Origin of the sequence: Bacteroides sp. (assembly GCF_028690125.1) — a bacterium.
Lineage (GTDB): Bacteria > Bacteroidota > Bacteroidia > Bacteroidales > Bacteroidaceae > Bacteroides.
Window position 1 is genome coordinate 88178 of the sequence record NZ_JAQVBV010000004.1, and the last position, 21888, is coordinate 110065.

The following is a 21888-nucleotide window of genomic DNA, read 5'->3' on the forward strand; positions in this document are numbered from 1 at the left end:
ATCGTTTAAATTCCAATTGTTAAACCTATATTAAAGACTCTTTGAACAGGGTATCCTATACCATTACCTCCCATTTCAGGGTCCCACATCTTGAATTTACTCCAAACAAACAGATTGGATGCATTGAAGTACAGACGCAGATTGCTCATGTTCCACTTTGAAAGAATTCTGGTCGGAAGATTGTAGCCAATTTCTACATTTTTCAAACGTAAAAACGCTCCGTTTCGTAACCACCAAGTGGAGGTCCTATTGTTGTTTTCTACTTGTACCGGACTTAAACGAGGCCAGAAAGCATAAATATTTCTGTTGTCTTCTGACCAGTGGTTGTCCGCAATAACTTCCAACAATCCATTTTGGCTTCCTCCGTTAATTACGAATGGAGATAAATTTGCCGGATTGATTTGGAAAGAGCGATGACCTAATCCTTGAAAGAAAAAGCTGACATCAAAGTCCTTCCATCCTAGAGACGCACCAAAACCATAGTTCATCTCCGGCTCTGTCGGTAGTCCGATTGGAACTGCATCTGCGTCTGTTATCTGTCCGTCCCCATTCATATCCCGGTATTTGATATCACCTGCTCCATATTTACCGAATGTTTGAGTCGGAGAATTCGCAACGTCTGCATCATCTATAAATAGTCGTTCTGCGATGAGTCCGTATGTTGTATTGTAAGAGAGTCCGACCCGGGTACGATAATATTCGTTAGAAGGATATGCAGGCTCATCATAAACTTCCAGCTTGTTGTGTGCATAAGTGAAGTTGAAGCGCGACTGTAGCCATACAGTACTGGAGAATGCCTTATTGTACTCTAAAGACAAATCCATCCCCCGGTTGGATATCTCTCCTACGTTAGCTTTTACCATAGCCGTCAATCCCATCGTGTTGGGGATATACGAACGGTCCATTAAAATATTGGAACGGTATTGAGTGAAATATTCCGCTGTAAGGTTAAAACCCATACCCGATACATCTATTGCAAGGTTCGTCTGTTTAGACGTTTCCCATCCGATTTGTTCATTTGAATAACGGCTGATAGAAACCCCCGGACGACGATAACTATATAATTCTCCAAAAGTGTAACCATAACCATCATCTGACAGGTTTACATTTGAAAGATAAAAGAAACGGTCGTTTTCGTTTCCGATTTGATCATTTCCTACCAAACCATAGGAGCCTCTGATTTTAAAACTTTCAATTTTATCTTTTAAAGGTTCCCAAAACTTCTCATTCGCCATATTCCATGCAAGTCCTATAGAAGGAAAGAATCCCCAGCGATTGTTTTTGTGGAAACGCTCACTCGCATTCAACCCGAAATTAAATTCGACAAAATAACGAGAACCGTAATTATAAGCTGCACGACCGGACAAACCTACATTCCGGGAAGGAAGGGAAGCTTGTAAATTACCGGCATTACCTGTTGAATAGTCGGATATACGTCCGATTAACAATGCGTTTACATTGTGTGTGTCTTTAAACATACGATCGTAGGTCACTACTGCTTCAGCATACATCTTACTATTTACAATTTTTCCTCCTTCGTTGTAGCTCAGGTATTCGGTTCCAACGTTTCCTATTGAATTAGAACCACCATCGTTGTATGGCAGTAATGAGATATTTCCATATTCATCTATATTGCTATTATAAAAAAATGGGCTGAAATTACGAGAGACTTCAAATTCAGAATATCTTTCCACATATCCCATAGCACGTATTTTGAGCCCTTCGGTAATGAATTTTAAATCTTGTCTTAATTCAAACTGAGCATTAATTCTGGACGTTTTCTTCGCTGAATAGCCGGAAACCATTTTAGCATAAGGATTGTCGTATAGAGTAGTACTATTAGGAATCAACGCATTTCCAAATAATTCGTGATTGGCATATGGTGACATTGATTTCGGATAAATTGCAGGAAACATTACAGGGTTTGACCAGATAGCTGAGTTAAAGACTGAGTTTCCCCCACCAATAGGACCATTTTGATCATCGAATTGCCCATAAACACGTACAATAGCTTCAGTGGTTGGAGTGACATGAAGATTGGTGTTTGATCGGATTGAATAATTTCTTAATTTTGAATTATTGTCGAATTGCTTAGAAGCACCACTTTTCAATATACCATTATCTATATTCAATGTACCAGCAATGTAGTATTGAGCAACTTTACCACCGCCTGATACATTCATATTGTATCGTTGGTTCATGGTATTGTCTTTAATTAATTGGTCGATCCAATTATTGTTGGGATAGAGTAATGGGTTATCTCCATTGCGGGTATGATCGATTTTATTCTGCGTATACGGCAAGGAAGCCAATGGGTCTCTGGTTAGTGCAGCTTCATTGGCTTGCTCCATATATGTGATGTTGTCTGCAAACTTGAAGTTTCTTGTATTGGTGGAAATAGAGTTCTCCACTCGGAAATTGAATTTGGTTTTAGACTCTGAACCTGATTTGGTATTTACCAGAATCACACCATTTGCACCACGAGAACCATATACAGCAGATGCTGTAGCATCTTTTAAAACAGAAAAAGATTCAATATCATCAGGTTGTAAACGAGCCAAATCATTATTGTTTGATTCTATTCCATCGATTAGTATTAACGGGTCTACTTTGCCGGCTCCAAAAGAACCTACTCCGCGGACAAAGAATTTTGCATTATCCCGTCCCGGTTCTCCGCTCGTTTGATAGGATATGATACCGGCTATACGTCCTGATAACATGGTAGTCAAGTTACTTGTTGGACCTTTAATATCTTTGACATCAACTGTTGTGATAGAACTGACAACACTTTCTTTTTTCTGAGTGCCGAAACCTACAACTACCACTTCATCCAATGCTTTATTTTCTTCTTCCATGATAATTTTAAGTCGTTTGTTATCTACAATTTTCTTTAATTGAGTTTTCATTCCAATAAAAGAAAATTTCAAGACATCTCCGATTCGGGCTTCAATTGAGAAATTACCATCCATATCGGAGATTGTTCCGATATTTGTGCCTTCAATAGCAATGCTTACTCCAGGTATGAATAGACCGTCTATATCTGAGATAACACCTACAATTTTACTATTTTGCATAACATCATCTACAGAATTTATTTCATACATATTATTAGCATAAGTTGGAGCAGATAATAATATAATAGAAATACTGATTAGAGGTAATAAAATAGATCGAAAAGAGTAGGGAAGAAACCATCTTCCGTAGCTCTTTTTTTTGGGATTCTCATTCCTATGGAAATGAGAATCCTTTTTTAGAATATCTTTAAAATGTTGCATGAAATAAGAGTTTAAAGTTAATTGTATTAATTTGTAAGCTAACAAAATTCGTTTTTATTTCCTACAATGACTTAGATGTCTTTGGTAAGAAATGAGAAATTAAGAGGAAACAGCATAAAGAGTGATGTATGACTTCTCTTTACTTTTTAAATGTCTGTTTTAGTACAGTGCTTATAGTCCTGATGATTATATAATCATTATTGTATTTCATTTTTTTTATTGTATTGATTCATGGACTAAACTCGGCTCTTTTTTGCATATCTTTAATGCGTGGAATTGTTTTAAGAAAGGTGATTTTATTACGTCATAAGCATTTTGATTTTAACTAATTTAATATTTATTATTTATGTATTCTTGATTGTGCTGTTTATAATAAAAAGTGCTATTATCGATTGCAAACGTACGTTTATTTAAATATATTAAGTTTAAAAATATGATTTTTATTATTTCAAATATGACACTAGCTTGGTTTTCGTGTATAGTTTATCAATTATGATAGAAATGGCCTTCGGATATTTTAGTGAATTATATGGGGTTAATGTATTACTGAATGTGTTTTTAGCCCTAACCTAATCTGATTTTGACATAAAACAGTTAGATTTTTTGGAGATAAAATACTGTTTAATAATATATTAGCTTTCTGATTGTTTTTTGTATTTTGTGCCTGAGATATTTGTATCAAATTTATTTTGATTTATAAATAGACAAATCAAGAAAGTATTTCATGTTTTTTTCTAAATGACTAAACTGAATAAAATATAGACTTAATTATGCTTTATGATATATATAATTAGTAAAATTAGTAATTTATTCACTTTAATCTATGTAAGTATATAATTATATTCATAAAAACAAGATGAAATAATAAGTTGAACTGGCATTTAGTAGAATAACCTATCCAAATATTAACTTATTTAACTTTTGAAACACATTTCTTAGAGAGATTAGAAAACTATCTTATATTCTTAATTACTTTCTTTGTTGTTTTATGTATTTTCTGTAATATTACTGCATTTATCAATCAGATTATTAATAATATTTGTTTGCTATTTCTTTCTATGGAGCAATAAGCTTTTGGGGAGTTTTAAATTGCATCTGGCTTGAGATTGATAATTGTGATCTTAATTTATAACCACAAGTTTGAGATGTAACTTCGGAAGATACGCACACATATGATGTCGAAATTGAGATTTTGCCCGAATTGAAACATGACAATCAGTATGCTTATTTGGCCATCTTCGATAATCGACAATGGGCTCCAATACACTGGGCAAAGGTAAAAATGGTAAAGCCTTATTTGAAAATATGGGTAATGATATCATATATATGCCTTTTTATTGTACCTCTGAGGGTATTCGGCCTATGTCGTATCTATTTTTATTGGATTCCAAAGGAAAAGTACATATTTTAAAAGCAGATACATTGTCTACACGAACGATCTGCTTGAACAGGAAATACCCTATGATGGAAAGAATTTTATTTGGAGCTGAGAGAATGCTCGGTGGTAAGATACAGGTTGCTAATTATGAGGATTTCAGGGATTCTTTATCCATATATCAAATATCAGATTTATGTAGTAGTGGTGAGTTTACAAATATTCCAAATTCCGCATGGCGTTACTGGCGTTATGTGTCTCCTGAAAATTCTTATGGTAATATCTCTGAATTGACTTTTTTCAAGAAGGATTCGGTAAAGCAGACAAAAGGGAGAATCATAGGAACCGGAGGAAGTTTTGATAACGATCCTTATAAGCGTAAAGAAGTAGTTTTTGATGGTGATCCTCTTACCTCTTTGGATACTCCCGTCAGGGACGCAGCGTGGGTAGGAATGGATTTCGGAGAAAAGCTTACGTTTTAAAAGATTATTTATATTTCCCGAACTGACGGTAATATGATTCAGTTGGGTGATACTTACGAGTAGTATTGGTGGGATACTAATCGCTGGAAATGACTAGGTGATAAAATGATTGCAAAAGATATTGTGTTGAAATTTTCAGATGCTCTCAATAACGCCCTTTTCTTGCTGAGAGACATTGATAGAGGAAAGGAAGAGACTGTTTTTATCTGTCAGGATGATAAGCAGTTCTTCCTCTCTTTTTGTGTATGGGCTGAAAGCCCGGTTTATGATACTCACTTGGGCTAAAAGGATATAAACCGCAAATGTGGAGTGATAACTTAATATCCTACAGCTGCTTTTTCAAGTTGCAAACATTGGGTTGTCAAAGGTTTCGAGATGTTATGCCGAACTAATGTAAGTTGAGTTTTCAGCCTGTGCCCGAAAAGCGATAAAGAACTGCATCTTGAGTATTAAAGCCTATATGAAGGAGGAAATAGTATATCGGTCTGTTATGATGAAGCCAAAATTATTTTTAATAACTTTTGAATTAAACTTATTCAGTGTTCGTCATTAAAGAAAATCTACCTCCCCCTTTATCTCTTAGAAACTTCCGAGCCAAGCTTTCAAGTCTTGTAACATTTCTTTGTGATATTTGAAATCTTCTTTATATCCCCATCCATGTCCTCCGGATGGATAAATGAAGATGGAAGCCGGAACTCTATTTTTCTTTAATGCCAGATAATAGTGCACTCCATTAGGTGTGGGTACAGCGTTATCATCGTCAGAAAAAGCGATAAAGGCTCTGGGAGTTTCGTTTGTCACGTGCTTTTCATTAGAATACATATCTTCGAGTTCGCTAGAGGCATCTTTTTTTAATAAGTTGTCATGTGATCCTATATGGGTAAAGGCTTTGTCCATCGTTATTACCGGATAAAATAATACCTGGAATGCCGGACACAAATCTTTCTTTGTATGTGTAGCTATTGTTGAGGCCAGATGACCACCGGCTGAGGAACCCATAATTCCGATATCTGCTGGGTTTATGTTCCATTCTTTCGCTTTTTCTTTTACTAATCGTATAGCCTCTTCTGCATCAGAGAATGGAACCTCCCGGTTACCTCTTGGCATACGATATTTCAGAACAGCATAGGCAATACCTAATTCGTTGAAGAACGGTGCCCAGTCATAACCCTCATGTTCATAGGCTAGTCCACCATAAGCACCGCCCGGGCAAGCAATAATTACACGTCCGGTTGCAATCTCTTTCGAAGGTAGGAATATTCGTAATGAAGGTTTGTAATTTTGAATATTATCATCAAAAGGTGTATGATCTATGCCATTTGTGTTTGGGAGTCCATTTGTCCATAGATCCACATCAAATTCTTTTTCTGTAAATTGGGCAAAAATTGGGTTGCAGATGACAATAAATGTCAGAAAAGCAAAGAAAGATTTTATTGTTTTCATAATAAACTTTGTATTAATAATTGTATTTTGAGGCTTTATCTAATCTGTATTAATGATAGGAAATAATTACTTGGACGGAAAGAAGAAACAATCTTATTATGTTATAACTTAGTTTTTCTTACAGGCTTTGAGTAAGTACTTATTCATCATTATAATTTATTATTTTTCAAAGGAGTCATCATTCTGTCATCCAGAATATAGCAAAGGATATTCTCCTTCAGTATCCCCAGAGAAGAGATTCTTTCTCCTTGTGGTCGCCTGAATGACAGAAAGAAAATATTGTATGATATAAATGAATTTGCATCTCATACTTATTACTGTTATAGATTGTTTTTGTTGTAGAGAAGTGTCTTTCGAAAGTTTGATTTATTCAACTTTTGAGAGACACTTCATCATAGACATCTTTTTCCAAAATAAGATGCCATTCTTACATTTTTGTTGTTATCCCAATCTTAAATCTTTTGATTTGAACAATCTATTACAATCTTGTTTTTTTCAGGAATAAACAAAACCCCATTTTCAGCTTGCTTCATTGTTCCTTTTTCACAAATGATTCCATAATTGATATTTTTCATTTGTGCTTTCATTGTTCGTTGGTTATTGGTTATATTTAAAGGAAACGTTTTTCCTTTGGCTACATTCAACTTCATCATCCATTGATTCTGATCATTACTCTTTATTTCAATCAGTCTTTCATTCATAGTAAAAGTATACTCTTTACCCGAAGTAGCCCGACAAATTATTTCAGTTGCTTTTTCTCCTAGTACTTTAACCAACATTTTGTCCATGATTATTTCCTTGGGATGATTGTTGGTGTCTACAGTGTACAGTCGGATACCGGCTAAATCATTGGGGGCACTCCATAAGAAACCGTCTATGATGGGACAAGTCATATAAACACATTGATTAGAGGTGCAAGGTTGTTTTAGATAATCAGATTCTAAGTTCTCGTTAAAAAGATGGATATCTCTGAAACGGATTGTATTGTTTTCCCATAGAAGATTTGCCCGATAATAGCGACTGTTAAACCATACTGTTTTTTGTCCATTGTCATAAGCGTCTGTGAGTGCTGTGACAGATGTTGGCGGGGTTAATGGGTACTTCTTTTTGAACCATTTTCCCGAAGTTTCTAATGTTTCTATTTTGATTTTACCTTCTTGTTGTAATGATGCGAGAATTGGCATTTGCATTTCAAGCCCTTTTTTCATACCATTCCATGTGAATGAATTTTCTTGACCAGCTTGTGTGTAATTGAATCCAAGACATGGGTCTTCAAAGATAGATTTGAAGAAACTTCTTACCCACTTTTCGCTTTCACCTGCATTTTCATATACAGGCTCCAGAGTAATTACTCCTTGTATTGAATGTCCTATGCCTGTGTCATATTGATAAATAGGGTCACTTCCCAACATTCGGAAGATGGGCACCGGTATTTGTCCTTTGCTAGTTTGTGCAGGCATATATCCATTAAGACGGCTGGGATAGTATGCTTGATTCCAGTATCCTCCCCATAATGTATAGCCGTCAGTTCCATATTGATCTTTGCAGTTACAAGACGCTATGATACCATACTTATCATACATATATCCTAACGAATGTGCGTCTATAAACCAAGAACCAACAGATGCCGGATATTTACCAAAGATAGATTTGAATTTTTCCATATAGATATCTACTAGTTTTTCTCTTTCTTCGGGTGTGTATCCGGTAGCAAACCCTACATCAGCATGCCAATCCCAAGGATAACGCCCTCTCCATGTTAATCCGGCTGCTTCTACGTGTGGCTGTGTGATTTCCCACCATCCGCCTACTTCTGAACCACGATCTATTTCTTTCTTTAATAGGGTTTGATAGTGTGGATTGATTAGTGCGTCATACTGTAATAGGAAGGTTCCTTTCAGATTATATTTTGTGAGTAATTTCACTTGTTCATGCACGGTCTCATATAAAACCTGTTCTGTTATATTTTTATCTCTAGGTTCTACTTGACGAATAAAATTAATAATATTCACGATTCTTGGGCTGTCTTGCGAAGAACTACTTTTAGCTATGGTATTTGTTGAAGCTAATAGTAGTAATAATAGTAGTACATTTCTAACTTTTTTCATTCTGTCTATATTTAATTTAAATTTGTTGGTTATATTGATGACACAAAGCTAGTAAATAGAAAGTAACTAATGATACTCTATTGTGCCAAATTTCTGTCAAATTAAAAATGTCTTTCCAGAGTACAGCTATGTTACTGTAGAGTATCTGGTAATTGTTTGGTTATTAGCGAATTGTCGATATTTGAAGGAAGGGTGGAGTACAACCGAGGTCTACTTATTTTTGTTAGTTTCACGATAATCCTTAGGAGTCATTTCAAATTTTCGTGTGAATTCTTTGTAGAAATAAGCACGGCTGGAGATTCCTACATCTGCAATGATATCTTGTATTGATGTATCGGTGGTCAATAATAATCCGGCTGCTTTTTCTATTCGGCAATTTTTGATTAGATCACTAGGTGAGATCTCAGAAATCTCCTTGAATCTGCGATAAAATTGTCGGGGGCTCATAGCCATTTGGTCGGCAATGAATGTGGTACTTAAGTCTTCTTTATTCAGATTCTGTTCTATGATGTGTGTGACTTTCCAAATAAAGTTTATCTGATCAGTCGTAGTGCATTTCATTTGATCAGAAGGAATGCCGAGTTTCAACGTTACTGTTTCACGTATTTGTTTGATATACTGGCAGGATGATTCGCATGAGATACTTTCGCTATTATTTATTGAAAGTTGTTTTACTTTGTTTTTAAGTTGAGAATATTTGCTCAATAAATAGAAAATTGTAGCTCCAACACCGATTAGCAATAAAGTGTATATTAAATAAGCCGGTATTGATTGATACCAGGGGGATACAATTGAGATAGGTATAGTCAGTGTTTTATAGCTATCGGTAACATCTTTTTTATAGCGGATTTTGAGAGTGTATTTTCCGGCTATAATATCTGAATAAATGGCTTCATTATTAGGGGAAAAGTTAGTCCAATCTGTGTCTTTCCCTTCAAGTTTATATGAATATTCAATTTCACTTCCCGTCAAATAATCCGGTACTGCAAATGTAAGGGTAAAAGATGCTTTCGAACCGGGGATACGCAAGGTTTTTCCATCGGGGGCATAATAGTGAGAGAGATTGGCTTCTTTACTTTCTATTTTAAGCTTTCGCAGGATGATGTCCGGGTAATAACCGGAAGGAGTAATCACATCTTTATCCAGATACAACAGACCGTCTGTCCCTCCGAATATGAGTTTTTGGGTATAAGGACATTGATAATATGCGTCGTCGCTGAATTCTCCAATTTGCACACCACTACTGTAGTAATAAGTATGTGAAGAATCATTTTGGGGATTATATTTGATGATACCTTTATTGGTAGAAAGCCAGAGGAAACCATTGTCATCTTCCAGAATACCATGAATCATGTCATTAAGTAATCCTTCTGCCAGTCCTACATAATGAGGTTTTAATTTACCGTTTTCTTGAGTTAAGCTCACCAGGCCGGCTGTTGTGCCCAGATATATTTTCCCATTCTTATCCACGTAAGTGGAAAGAATATCATCTACGGATTTGTGAAACATTTCTTTAAGAGAAATAACCTGATATTCTTCAGTTTGCTTATTCATTTTAATCAAGCCATTGTTACGGCTGGCAAACCATAAAATGGAATCTCCTTGGGGTATCATCGAACATAATGAATTTATCTCGTGTTGCTCGCGATAGAAATGGAACTTCTTTTCTTTTTGGATGGTAGGGGAAGAATTTGCTTGTTTAAACCGTACCTTATGGATACCGGTTTCGGAGGACGATAACCATAAAGTGGAATCATTCTCTTCGTATATTTTGTGTATGTGCACAATGGGATTGCCGGACGGGGGAAGTATGGCATGAAGTTTTTTGTCGGCATTAGAATAATAATATAGTCCGGTATCTCCTGTTCCCACCCAAAAACCGTTTAAATAGCGGCTTTGTTGCAAGGTAAATATTTCGAAATCTTTATCCCATTTAGAGTAGGAGGCTACATTTTGTGCATTGTGAGGTGAATATACTTTTGTTTTTGAGATATCAATCCCTTTCTGAAAATCCGGGATGTATAGTAAGCCGTCTCCTTTAGTTCCACACCATAGTCCGCCATTTTTATCAGTCATCAAAGAGCGCACTTGTCTGGTTAGATTGGGTGATAGGCTGTTCAATTTTATGTTAGTGGCGATAGAATGATCTTGTGCATACATGATAGCTCCTTGACCGTCAGATCCTATCCAGAATATTCCCTGATGAGGGTCTTTGTAAATACTGAAAATACAGATATTACGATTAAGAATACTTTCCTCGTATTTTTGGGATGCTCTGAGTAATATGAGGCCATTGGTTTTGAAACCGATAATTATATCATCGTAAAAAGGAATGATTCCTTGTATCGGTCCATATTTTTCAAGTAATGCTGCTATGTTGCGCGTGTATATCTTAGATTTACCGACGATATCGTAAATGTATAAGTCTTTGTCCATATCGACAAAACAGAGTATTCCATTTTGGTAAGATATGGTTTCCAGAGGTTTAGAGTGAAAATGGGAAGTTACGATAGTGAGCCGAGTATTTAAAGTGTCCAGTCCAAATGAGTTGAGAGATAGCTTATATAGCTCGGTGGAATGTTTGGGAAAAAGCCATAACTCACCGTTTTCAGTAACGAAAGCGTGATTGTTTGGATCGCCCATTTCTATATCCGGTTTTTCTATTTGGATGAAATTGTGGTGATAAGTGTTGTAATAGCGTATACTGTTAGTTCCAATCAGCCAGGTATCTCCGCTTTTATTGGAATGAGGGGTATAGAATCCCGGAAATTCGTAATTGGCTACAACTTGCTTTGAAGGTATTGAGAAGCGATTGATATTGTGATTGCAGGAAATCCAAAGGCAATTACTGTCGGCCTGTTGAATCGCATGGATGATATTGTTGCTTAAAGTTTTCTTAGCTGAGAAATCAGAGCGGAATGTCTCTATTTCTTTTCCGTCATAGCAGTTAATGCCATCATAGGTACCAATCCACATGATTCCGGTATTGTCTTGAAATATGCTTATTACAGCACTGCTAGACAAACCTTGCGCGTGATCTATTTTTTTGAAAGAATAAGAATTTCGTTCTTTTTCCGCCAAAGATGTAAATGAATAAAGGAGGGCCAGTAGTATAAGCAGTGATCGCATTTTCATTGTAAATATTGGAATGCTATTCAGTTTAATGTTACAAAGGTAGCTTTTCAGGTTTAAATAGCAAATTCGTTGTTGTTTTAATTTGATCATTTTTACAAAAGTATCTGCGTTTTTTGGGGTATCTAATACTATCTGAATTTATCTGATATCACAAACTATGGGAAGTTTGTTTTCGATCATTACGGTCTTTTTTTCAAAGATAAGGAAGAACGGTAACAAACATTGAAATCTTTTTTTGGAGCATTACTCCTTATTTTATGATAAGACGCATATTTGCAAACACTTTTTTTATTCGTCATGTTTTTATATAATGTGCTTATTGTTAAAGAAGTGCATTGCGTCATCTGATTTTGAGGACTAAACATATGTCGGGAAGTACTAAAAAAAGATGACGCAATACAATGATTTGATTGATAGTGATATATGCCAAAATATGACAGATGACAAACTTGTTTCGGTTTTCATTCTCACACCTTGAAAGGAGAATAATTTACCGGGATAGTTCGGTATGTATATAAGGGCGTATAAGTACCGGTCCTATCAAGCCGGAAGATTGTAATGGATCGGTAGCTTTCCAATGTTTCCAGGTAGTAAATGTGATACGCTTGGAAGAACGTTTTTCCGGTTCTTTCAACCAGTCGGGCCAACTCTTAGGAAGCCAATCGCCCCATTCACAATCTTCCGGATAATGAGCATCGCCAATCAGACGGTTCACCCATAAATTGGTAATCTGTATCTGTATATCATTTTCTCCTGCCCGGACAGCATCTCCCAAATCAATGCGGAATGGAGCTCTCCATAATACACCCAGATTTTTGCCATTGACAATTACTTCTGCTATCACACAAACTCTCCCTAAGTCTATTTCTAATGATATATAGGGACGCACATATTCTTCGGGAATATAGATTTGTTTCTGATAAGTTGCCGTACCTGAGAAATAACGGATACCTTCGTCCGAAGATTCCGACCATGAATGAAGCTTATTAAATTTAGCCTGTGAGGGTGCTCCCAAATTTGGAGGAAAACTAACATCCCATGCTCCTTCGACTTTTAAAGTTTCGGGTACGGTTTTGACATTTGCCTTTTTGATATTTCCTGATGCCAAAGTACATACTACATTTCCTGATTGAGGGGTTATCCAAGTCAATTTTCCCTCTTCAATGGCTAATTTAGGTTCAGGATTATATGGTGCGAGATTTACTGTTTTTCCTTCCGGAATTTCCTGTTCAAATAGTTCACCTGCTACAGAATAAATCAGATGCAGTTTTTTACCTTCTTTGCTGGTATTTGCCAGGAAGCTATCTATTAGTCTGTCATCCACTGGAAATATAAGGTTCCGAGAAGCAATTTTATCATTTATTTGTTGCGTTACATTGATGGGAAGTTCCGGTAAATTTCCGTCAAAACCCGATGCAAACCGTCCATAAAGAGCTTTGATTAACTTAAGCTCTCCATTTTCTCCTTCTGATGGAATTGTTAATGTTTGCAATTCTTCAACGCAAATAGTGTGAAGTTTTCCATCTACACTATATTCTACCCTCATTTCCTTTTTAACTCCGGGAGCAGGGTCATTTACGATATTATTGTCTGCGGTTATTTTTAGACGATTCTCTTTGATATTAGCTGATAAAATATCCGTTACATCTACTATCCCTTCGGGAAGGAAATATCCATATTCTGCTTTGATAATTTTCAAATCAGGAAGAACTTTGGTTTCGGTGACAGGCATATTTAAGCTGACTTTCACCACTGGGTCATTGACCGCAGAATGTTCATCGCTATTTTTGAATACGATAAAAAATGATTCTTCCGGTGTAAAGCTGAGAGGAATGCTTGTGACTTCTCCTTCACACTGCCATTCGGCAATTGTTTTTATTTTTCCGGTTTCTGCATTCCAAAGTTCCGGTTGTTTTCCTGTGACACGAAACTTACATATTTCTTTCCGATATTGTTTTTGTTGGTTAGATATAAAGTAAATATCCGCGTCATCTGTTATTCGGTGTATAAAGAGAAGATCGGAACCACTCAATCCGGCAGAGAAGTCCGGCTTCAATTTTGCATGGTTTAATGCATCCTTTACTGATAAATTACAGATAAGTGCAGTCTTGGCACTTACAGCGTCCGTCCCCCACAATTCATCGGCTAGCTTCTTTATTTCATAATCGCATTGCGGAAACTTTTGCAGACTAGGAGATTTCAAAGGTTTGGGTCCAACAATCGTAGCTCCCTTTTTAGCGAGTTCTTTTAGTTTCAGCAATAATTCGGGAGTCATTCTTTCATTTTCAGAGAGCACCAGAATGCGATACTGACCTCCTGCTGGTGTCCGAATCATGCCATTTTTTACCGTTAGAGAAGCCATTTTGTTGATTCCGATTTCATCATAATCGTATCCCAAAGCTTTGATGTCTTGTCGATATATCCCGTCGTTGGGTGACGATTCCCCTGTAAATACCAACACATCGGCAGCACATCTTCCTTGTTGAAGCAAAAACTGTGATCGTCCCAAGTAATCCATATATGCTTTTCCCGGTTCCCACCAAGTGTTTAAACGGCTTATCTCTGTGCCATACATATGAAATGTCATGCCCGGAGCTATGTTCCATGGCTGATGTGCATAGGTATGAAAAATAAAACGATTGACTCCTTCTGACCATGCCCAATCGCCTAAAGGTTTCAAAGTAGCCGGTTGGTTCAACCATTTGCTGTGGTTATTATTGGCTGTAAAAGCTTCCGCGCCTACTTCTGCTGTACCATTCAGGTGTGCTATAGAAGCTGCTAACTTGGACATTTCTGTAAAGACTTTACCACCTACCCAAAATTCACTCATTGGAATATCTCCAACAGCACCAGATTGCATACAATTGAAAGGACCACCGTATGGTTCAACGGAGAATTTCATCCCATGCTTATGGCATAATTCGCTAAAATAACCAAAATAGTTGTCCGCCATCAGCTCACCAATCGTTTTCCGGAAATCCCAAAGAAAACGTTCGGAGATCTCTCCGCTTTCCACATAATATCCGGCAAGAGTAGGAAGGTAGGCTATGCAATCATAATTACAATGTTTTGCAAACTCTTTTTCAAAGCCCGTAGTCCAGTTTCCACAACCTACTTCATAACTGTCTATCAAACAATTTGTCAAGTTGCTGCCGACAAGGGGACCTAGTTTCTGCATGATTGGATCGATTCCCCCTTTCCAATAAGCATCTACGGCTGCACGACTGAGTTTATCGCATTCCAATCCACGTCCGGTTCCATTAGCCGGTCGATTCTCCGTTGCGGTAGGAGTATGGCCGATACGAAGAATAGTCCATTTACCGGTGGGTACTTTCCATTTCAATCTACCGTCCGAAGTCATGTTGGCAGTCAGATTGATTATTTCTGATTTACGTATCAATGCAGTTTGTGGAATTTCTTTTGCGTCCGGTTGCATATGATTGGAAAAGGAATGGCCGGACAATGTTTTCGATTCGAGATTGTCCAATCGTGTTTCGTTCTGTGGGGTAGGGAATGCCAATACAGCGATATCTTTATAATAACCAAGTTTGGTTGGTGGCTGTGGTAATTTTACAAACGGTTGTTCTCCACCATTACACTGTTTTTCGCTATACACTATGGTCTGCATTGCAAACTCAGGTGTTATCCACGGACCTCCGCTCGATGACCAGCCGGCACCGTTGTGGAATCCAATTTCAAGTTCCAGTCGTTTAGCTTCTAGGACTGCAAAATGAAAAAGTTCCAACCATTCGGGAGATAAAAAGGCCGCAGAACCTTCAGGATATCCCTGATCTACATTAAAGATTTGCGCCTCTTGAATGCCTACACGTTTCATGGCTTCCAAATCGGCGGTAATTCCCTCTTTGCTTACGTTTCCATTAATCCAATGCCACCAGGTACGTGCTTTTGCCGATGTGGGAGGATTTTGAAACCCGGTTTGTAAAGGCGTAGCTCCGGCCATCGTTACAAGGAAACAAGTTACATAAATTAAGAATGTTTTTTTTCTCATATTCAGGATTGTTATATTCGATTTCAATCTATATTATCTGAAATGGAGTTGCTTGTAATACTTATTATAATTCGGTTTTACAATTACTTTCAGCAGATTTAAGGGGTATTATTTACCCGTTTGTAGGCTATTAATAGTCTAATCTCAGGTGTTAATACTCTACTTCTCAACTATTAATACCGTACAAATCAGCCATTAATACTCCAGAAACAGGCTTAATACATCTGAAATTATGCCTTGAAATGTTTCAATAAAGTGATTGCTGTTTGTTTTTTCTTCAGCGGTATTTCTTGGTGGAATAGTGGCTGAGAACCATTGTGGATAGCAAGTATGAATGAAGGTAAATTATAGTGGAGATTTATATAGGGGACTACTTAAAAACATTTTCAAGTGTCCCCTATATTATTAATCAGTGATGTAATAAGTTTCAAAATATAATAATGAAACTTTGATCACCTTATTTCAATTTGAACTTAAAATTGTATTCTCCAGCTTCCAGTTCCATAGTAGGTTCTCCTTTCACATTATCGGGCAAATAAAGAGTCGCACTACTGTTGGCCGGTATTATTACTGAATAAAGAATATTATTTTTTTTACGTTCCCATTTCGAACATATTTCACCATAAGGTGACTGATGTTTAGCCTCAAACTGATTTAACCCGGTTGGGAAGTTAGGGCGGAGCAGAATATGTTTGAATCCGGGTTGCTGTGGATCCGGGAAAATACCTCCCAAGCCTTTGTAGAACCATCCTCCAATTTCACCAAACATCATGTGGTTATCCGAAATATCCCGCGTAGCTTTTAAATCCCAGTTTTCGAGCAATGTAGTAGCACCGTTAGCTATCCAGCAGCCCCATGAAGGATATGTGTCTTGTGCAGCTACTTTATAAGCAGTTTCAATTTCTCCATTTTCACTTAATGCATTCAGAATAGCTTTTGCTCCCAATACACCTACGTCTAAATGAAAACCTGCTTCTTCCACTTTCTTTGCCAGATTCTTCACTACCTTCTTTTTTACTTCTTCAGGAACGACTCCCCACATCAAGGGTACACTTAATTCCGTTTGAACACCACTAGCATATATACCTGTTTCCCGATTCAGGAATTTGGCATTGATTGCATTTTTAATTTTTTCAGCTAGTGCAGAATAATATTTATAATCTTCCGGCTTGTTGAATAGCTTTGCTGCATTAGCAAGTATTTTGGTGTCTACGTAAAAATAAACAGATGAAGTCAATTCTTTGGAGGAATGTGATTTAACAGGAACCCAGTCGCCTCTGCCCCATGAGGTTAAACCGTCCGGGCTTGTACGATCAACGTAGTTCACATATCGTTTGATGTTCTCATAACAGTCTGCCAGTAATTTGCTGTCACCATAGAACATATAAATATTCCAAGGAATAATTGCAATCGTACTGGTCCAGTCCAATCCATTGTCTGTACCATATCCCCATCCTCCGGTAGGTATGATGTCGGGTAATACGCCATTAGGCTGTTGTTCGTCCCGATGATCGGCCAGCCATTTTTCATATACGGTGATACCATCATAATTATATAGTGCCGTTTCAATAGCGAAATGGCCGTCGCCCGTCCATCCGTTTTTCTCCCGTTGCGGACAATCTGTCGGATATCCCATCAAGTTTGATAAATAAGCATTGTTAGTTGCCCACCATAAGCGGTTGATAAGTGGGTTTGAAGTGTTGATTTCTCCTTTTTGAGGGACATCGCTGTGTACAAAATAAGCAGTCAGGCTATTTTCGTTTAGTGTGATAGGTTTATTACTTGTTACCTCGACATATCTGAAACCTTTGTAGTTGAATCGAGCCATAAATTCATCTTCTCCTTTACCACTCAAGATAAGAATATCCGTTTGGAATGGATCCGAATCATCTACCGGACGATGGTACACGTCAATATTAGACATATTTATTCGTCCGTTGTCATGTATACGTTCTCCATGCTTGATTCTTACAACTGTACCTTCTTCTCCGGACACTTTAATACGAGTAACTCCTGCCATATTTCTGGCAAAATCGAATACATAAGTAGAGTCATTAAACTTCTTGAGAGTTTTTACAGGAATTGTTTCTACTGCACGAATAGGCTGTACTTGTTGAGAAACTACATTTTGAGAAGGTACTCCTCTATAGCCCACACCGTTCCATTTTGAATCGTCAAAATCTGCTGTGTTCCAGCCTTTCTGTTCCAAACGTGCATCATAGTGTTCGGCAGTATAGATACTGTTAAAGATCAATCCACCTGATGATGTTTTCCAATCTCTTTCGGTACGGATAACTTCTACTGTACCATCTTCGTAAGTAACTCGTAAGTCCATGCAAAAAGTAGGGCGGTTACGCCACGGGGCACGATGGAAATCCCATACGGCCATCGACTGATGGTTATACCAACCGTTCCCTAGTAAAACTCCTATCGCATTCTTACCCTGTTGTAATTGGTGGGTTACGTCATATGTCACATAGAAATTTCTTCTATCAAAGCGAGTATATAAGGGATCTAAGCGATGATTGCCTATCTTGGTTCCATTCAGATACAATTCGTATAAACCTGCCACTGCAATATAGGCTCTTGCCGATTTGATCTTTTTCTTTGCATCAAATACTTTGCGGAAATAAGGAGCCGGTTTATAGTCGATATCTCTGTTATCACCAATCCATGCACCTTGCCAGTTTTTCATTCCCATCATTCCTGTTTCGAAGCTATTAACATCCGAAGTGGAATTTATGCCGTCTTTATCCCAAACATTCACTTTCCAATAATACTTAGTAAAAGGTTGGAGTGCTTGTCCCGAATAATTAACCAAGATATCATTCGAGTTTTTCTTTCCCGTATCCCATGCTTCCCCTTTTCCATTAACCACTTCAAGAGAGTCGCATCCCACGACCACCTGATAAGCAGTTTGTCGTGCCCCTTTCCGTGAATCGTCTAACATCCACGATAGTCTGGGATTGGGATTATCTATTCCCAATGGTTTTACCAGATAATCACAAATAAGATTCACAGGTTTGCATACATCTTGTTTTTGAGCAGATGCAACTTGTAGCACAGAAAGTGCCAATGCAGTACATAAAATAAACTGTTTCATTTCAATTATTATTTTGTGTGTCGCTTAAATAAGCATTTCATAATTTACAAATATAGGTTGTTCGTACCATATTAAAAGGATTTACATCTTGTTTTTTTAATATGATGTTTGCAAAAATAGCGGTTGCTTAGATCTTTATATGTAAGAATCTGATATTTTTTATTCCATTTTTGACACAAAGGCTGGAAAAATAACCATCGAAGAAAATGGATTAAGCTTTTATTTTAAAAAAAGGAATCAGATATCTATAAAACTTATTTGTTTTTATAAAATGTGCTACTTGATTATTTGTAATAAATATAAATAATATTTTAGGGAGTAAACTAATTAAAGGGGATTGTGTTTATGAAATAATGCAAATATTAAGGTCACAACTTCTTTAATATAATACCATACTTCCATATAAGGTATAAAGCTAAACTGGTATATTATATTTTTGTGAAAAGTATTATTAAACGCGTTAAATGCTGTATAGTAAAAATAGAGAAACATTAGAGACCTATACCTTAGGTGATGATATTAGATATTACGAGAATCTGAAGTATCTTCCCTTGAATCCCTATCCGGCGAGTATTCAATCAGCTATGATTGTATATTGTTTTAGGGGTAAGGCGCAGCTTCATGTGTATGATAGTATGCATTGGATTGCACCTAAAGAGTTGATTATTTTATTTCCGGGACAATTTATTTCATTTAGTGAGGTCAGTGATGATTTTCTAACTATTACGTTAGTCGTATCCCTTCCCTTACATAGTGATGCATTAAGTGGCGTACCTTTGTTTTCTCCACATTTCTTTTTTTACATGAGAAGTCATTTTGTATATCGTCAGACAGAAACTGGTATCCAACGTTTATTTAATTTCTTTGGATTAATGAAAGAAAAGATAAAGTCACGCGATTTATATAGGCGCGAATTGGTAATTCATCTGCTTAGATATTTGTATTTGGAGCTATACAATAATTTTCAGAAACAGACAATTTTGTCATTGGGAAATAAACAAGAAACCCGCAAAGAAGAATTGACTAATAAGTTTTTTGCACTTATCATGGAGCATTTCAGAGAAAATAAAGATGTGGCATTTTATGCTGATAAATTATGTATTAGCTCCAAATATCTGTCTATGGTGATAAAGGAAATTAGTGGGAAATCTGCTAAAGACTGGATTATAGAGTATATTATATTAGAGATAAAAGCTTTACTGAAGAATACCAACCTAAATATTCAGGGAATAGCTCTTAAAACAAATTTTGCGAATCAATCATCCCTGGGACGTTTTTTTAGGAAACATACAGGAATGTCTTTGTCGCAATATCGCACGAATGGCTTGGATATCTGTGTTTAGATACCCATACATTCGCGATAGAAATCCAACATTTCAAAGATTGTATCTTTGTCTGCTGTCTGGTTGATACAAATATCTCCTATGTCTTTCAATAAAGTGAAGTTGATAGTACCTGAGGTATTCTTTTTATCATGCGTCATAAATGCGTACAGTTGTTCATATTGCTTGCAGTCGAATATAAATGCTCCGTAGTTTTCTTTGATGAACTGGATTGTCTGTCGCATCCTGTCTTTGGGAAATCCGACTTTAAGATGAGACAGATATAGTTCGCAAACAATTCCCCATGCTACAGCATATCCATGTAAAACCGGACGGTTCTCTGCTAATGCCAGACTTTCGAATGCGTGTCCTACAGTATGTCCCAAATTCAATGCTTTACGTATTCCGTGTTCAAAAGGATCTTGCTCTACAATATCTTCTTTTACCTGTACCGATTGACCCACTAATTGTTTAAGATAAGAATAATCAATACTTGAGGTGTTGAAGTTTAATAATTCTGCCCAATGAGCTGTATTACTGATTAATCCATGTTTGAGCATCTCAGCATATCCGGAGAAAAAATTTTGTGCGTCAAGGCTGCGTAAAAATTCAGTTTCAATCAAAACGGAGTTTGCCGGAGCAAATGCACCGATCTCATTTTTCAATCCGTTGAAATTGATACCTGTTTTACCACCTACAGAAGCATCGACCATAGCTAATAGAGTGGTAGGAATATTTATATAAGAAATTCCGCGCTTGAATGTGGCAGCAGCAAAGCCTCCCAAATCTGTGACCATTCCTCCTCCCAAATTGATAAGTAATGAATGGCGTGTAGCTCCTTTTTCACTTAGTATCATCCAGACGGAAGCTAAGGTCTCTAATGTTTTATGCACATCTTCAGCACCGATACAGATTTCAATGGCATTTTTGAGATATGATACTTCTTTTAAAGCAGGGAGACATAAACGCTGTGTATGCTTGTCTATGAGAATGAATAACTTGTCATGCGGGCATTTTTCAATGGCACGACCGAGGCTTGTTTCCAGACTTTCGCAGAGAATAACTTCTTGTTTACTCATGATTCTTTCGCTTTTCTTGGTGCAAATGTATATAAAATATCTTTTTTTACTTACTTTTGTCTCATAAAACGTAGAATTATGAAAGCATTACTACCTGTATTCAGTCGTCCGATAGGATATCTTATTCTTATTATCTCCTTATTTATTGTTCCTGTATTGTATATGAATGGAATGATCACCGATCAGAACCTGTTGTTTTATAAAGAATGTACGAAGTTGCTTATGATGTCCGGATGCTTGATGATCATCTTTGCGTTGAGCAAGAATGAGAGTCATGAAACGGAACAAATTCGTAATACAGCAGTCCGTAATGCTATCTTTTTAACGTTTCTTTTTGTTTTTGGCGGGATGTTATGGCGTGTCATTCAAAAAGATGTGATCAACGTAGATACTTCCTCATTTCTAACTTTTTTGATCTTTAATGTGCTTTGTTTGGAGTTTGGTCTAAAAAAAGCGGTAGTTGATCGATTATTTAAAAGATAGTTTTCGTTTAAATTAAACCTTTTACGATTCAATTTGTCAAAAAGGCATTGTATTTTACTACTAAATCGTAAATA

At 36.8% G+C, this 21888-nt stretch carries 10 protein-coding genes and 1 pseudogene; 4 read left to right on the plus strand and 7 right to left on the minus strand.

Going from position 1 to position 21888, the window contains the following annotated elements:
• Nucleotides 1-5: 5 nt before the first annotated feature.
• Nucleotides 6-3104 (minus strand): TonB-dependent receptor, encoded by a 3099-nt coding sequence (locus PHO71_RS04125; RefSeq protein WP_300199330.1) that lies wholly within the window; start codon nt 3102-3104, stop codon nt 6-8.
• A gap of 1632 nt (nt 3105-4736) precedes the next feature.
• On the opposite strand from PHO71_RS04125, the gene PHO71_RS04130 reads away from it, so the two are divergent.
• Both PHO71_RS04130 and PHO71_RS04135 read left to right on the plus strand, forming a co-directional pair.
• Entirely contained in the window at nt 4737-5132 is a 396-nt protein-coding gene (locus PHO71_RS04130) for a hypothetical protein (RefSeq protein WP_300199333.1), read from the plus strand.
• A 105-nt stretch (nt 5133-5237) separates the two neighbouring features.
• Nucleotides 5238-5417: a hypothetical protein gene (locus tag PHO71_RS04135; protein WP_300199335.1), complete on the plus strand. Its 180-nt coding sequence runs from the start codon at nt 5238-5240 to the stop codon at nt 5415-5417.
• A gap of 297 nt (nt 5418-5714) precedes the next feature.
• Here the strand turns inward: PHO71_RS04135 and PHO71_RS04140 are convergent.
• From PHO71_RS04140 to PHO71_RS04160, 5 genes and pseudogenes are all read right to left on the minus strand, one after another.
• Nucleotides 5715-6575 (minus strand): annotated as a pseudogene (locus PHO71_RS04140) (alpha/beta hydrolase); the annotation flags it as partial.
• Between the two features lie 452 nt (nt 6576-7027).
• Nucleotides 7028-8683 carry a hypothetical protein gene (locus PHO71_RS04145; protein WP_300199338.1) on the minus strand — a complete coding sequence of 552 codons (1656 nt, stop codon included), beginning with the start codon at nt 8681-8683 and terminating at the stop codon, nt 7028-7030.
• A gap of 210 nt (nt 8684-8893) precedes the next feature.
• Nucleotides 8894-11818: a helix-turn-helix domain-containing protein gene (locus tag PHO71_RS04150; protein ID WP_300199340.1), complete on the minus strand. Its 2925-nt coding sequence runs from the start codon at nt 11816-11818 to the stop codon at nt 8894-8896.
• Nucleotides 11819-12308: 490 nt separating this feature from the next.
• Nucleotides 12309-15827 carry a glycosyl hydrolase gene (locus PHO71_RS04155; RefSeq protein WP_300199343.1) on the minus strand — a complete coding sequence of 1173 codons (3519 nt, stop codon included), beginning with the start codon at nt 15825-15827 and terminating at the stop codon, nt 12309-12311.
• A 457-nt stretch (nt 15828-16284) separates the two neighbouring features.
• Nucleotides 16285-18930 carry a glycoside hydrolase family 78 protein gene (locus tag PHO71_RS04160; RefSeq protein ID WP_300199346.1) on the minus strand — a complete coding sequence of 882 codons (2646 nt, stop codon included), beginning with the start codon at nt 18928-18930 and terminating at the stop codon, nt 16285-16287.
• Between the two features lie 464 nt (nt 18931-19394).
• Here PHO71_RS04160 and PHO71_RS04165 point away from each other — a divergent pair, with 464 nt between their 5' ends.
• On the plus strand, nt 19395-20273 hold the full coding sequence (locus PHO71_RS04165; protein ID WP_300199349.1) for an AraC family transcriptional regulator: 879 nt from the start codon (nt 19395-19397) through the stop codon (nt 20271-20273).
• Here the strand turns inward: PHO71_RS04165 and aroB are convergent.
• Complete coding sequence (gene aroB, locus PHO71_RS04170) at nt 20270-21331, minus strand: 3-dehydroquinate synthase (protein WP_300199352.1); 1062 nt, start codon at nt 21329-21331, stop codon at nt 20270-20272. The genes PHO71_RS04165 and aroB overlap by 4 nt on opposite strands.
• 78 nt (nt 21332-21409) lie before the next feature.
• Between aroB and PHO71_RS04175 the strand changes: the two genes are divergently transcribed.
• Nucleotides 21410-21814, plus strand: a complete 405-nt coding sequence (locus PHO71_RS04175; RefSeq protein ID WP_300199355.1) for a hypothetical protein — start codon at nt 21410-21412, stop codon at nt 21812-21814.
• The last annotated feature ends 74 nt before the right edge of the window (nt 21815-21888 follow it).

Excerpts from the sequence above, each read along its gene's own strand:
- PHO71_RS04125 (WP_300199330.1), bottom strand. The coding sequence starts at position 3,104 with ATGTATGAAATAAATTCTGTAGATGATGTTATGCAAAATAGTAAAATT.
- PHO71_RS04130 (WP_300199333.1), top strand. The coding sequence starts at position 4,737 with ATGATGGAAAGAATTTTATTTGGAGCTGAGAGAATGCTCGGTGGTAAG.
- PHO71_RS04135 (WP_300199335.1), top strand. The coding sequence starts at position 5,238 with ATGATTGCAAAAGATATTGTGTTGAAATTTTCAGATGCTCTCAATAAC.
- PHO71_RS04145 (WP_300199338.1), bottom strand. The coding sequence starts at position 8,683 with ATGAAAAAAGTTAGAAATGTACTACTATTATTACTACTATTAGCTTCA.
- PHO71_RS04150 (WP_300199340.1), bottom strand. The coding sequence starts at position 11,818 with ATGAAAATGCGATCACTGCTTATACTACTGGCCCTCCTTTATTCATTT.
- PHO71_RS04155 (WP_300199343.1), bottom strand. The coding sequence starts at position 15,827 with ATGAGAAAAAAAACATTCTTAATTTATGTAACTTGTTTCCTTGTAACG.
- PHO71_RS04160 (WP_300199346.1), bottom strand. The coding sequence starts at position 18,930 with ATGAAACAGTTTATTTTATGTACTGCATTGGCACTTTCTGTGCTACAA.
- PHO71_RS04165 (WP_300199349.1), top strand. The coding sequence starts at position 19,395 with ATGCTGTATAGTAAAAATAGAGAAACATTAGAGACCTATACCTTAGGT.
- aroB (WP_300199352.1), bottom strand. The coding sequence starts at position 21,331 with ATGAGTAAACAAGAAGTTATTCTCTGCGAAAGTCTGGAAACAAGCCTC.
- PHO71_RS04175 (WP_300199355.1), top strand. The coding sequence starts at position 21,410 with ATGAAAGCATTACTACCTGTATTCAGTCGTCCGATAGGATATCTTATT.